The sequence below is a fragment of the Planococcus halocryophilus genome (assembly GCF_022489025.1).
GTDB lineage: Bacteria > Bacillota > Bacilli > Bacillales_A > Planococcaceae > Planococcus > Planococcus halocryophilus_A.
This window is the reverse complement of the sequence record NZ_JAKVTG010000042.1, coordinates 1-826: the sequence shown is the minus strand read 5'-3', so window position 1 is coordinate 826 and position 826 is coordinate 1. Positions and strand designations below refer to the sequence as shown.

At 43.5% G+C, this 826-nt stretch carries 1 protein-coding gene; it reads left to right on the top strand.

Annotation, left to right across the window (positions count from 1 at the left end; genetic code table 11):
- Positions 1 to 826, top strand: an 826-nt coding sequence (gene istA / locus MLE13_RS17865) for an IS21 family transposase (RefSeq protein WP_276323986.1), incomplete at both ends; no start/stop codon positions are given.

The window sequence follows — 826 nt, the reverse complement described above, 5'->3', positions numbered from 1 at the left end:
ACATCTTCAGGATGTCAGCCAAAGACAAATATCCACAGAAGTGAAGGTCTCCAGAAACACCGTTTCCAAATACATCGAAGCCTTTGAGAATAGCAAGGTAACCGATGTTCGTAACCTGCCGGTTACAGAGAATATCTTATCGCCACCCTCCTATAAGAAAAGGGATGGGGTAAAACGCAAAATGACAGAGGAGATCATAAAAAGGCTCAGGGGATTCATTCAGGACAATGAATGGAAACGCAAAAACAATATGAGCAAGCAACAAATGAAAAAGATTGATATGTATGAAAAGCTACAAGAAGAAGGATATGACATCGGCTATACGACAGTTCGGAATTTCGTTAATACTGAGGAAATGCGGGCGAAAGAGGTCTTTGTTCGGCAACGCTATTCAGCAGCTTGGGAAGTGGAATTTGATTGGGGAGAAGTGAAACTGGTGATTGACGGGAAACGGAAGTCCTATTCGCTGGCCGTCTTCACCTTGGCCTACAGCAATTATCGCTTTGCGTTACTTTACGAGTCCGAGACGATGATTTGCGTACAGGATGTTCACACTAAGCTGATCGACCACTTAGGCTTTGTGCCTTCTGTCTTTACATACGACAATATGAGAACCGTGGTGAAATCATTTGTTGGAACGGATCGGAAGATCACGGATGGCATGCTTAACCTCTCCAATTATTACGGATTTCGGATACGGCTCTGCGAGCCAAGAAAAGGAAATCAAAAAGGACACGTAGAACGGAGTGTTGAGGTTGTTCGCAGAAAAGCATTTTCATATGACATTGCGTTCGTTTCGCTAGAAGAAGCCCAGAAAAGACTAAAT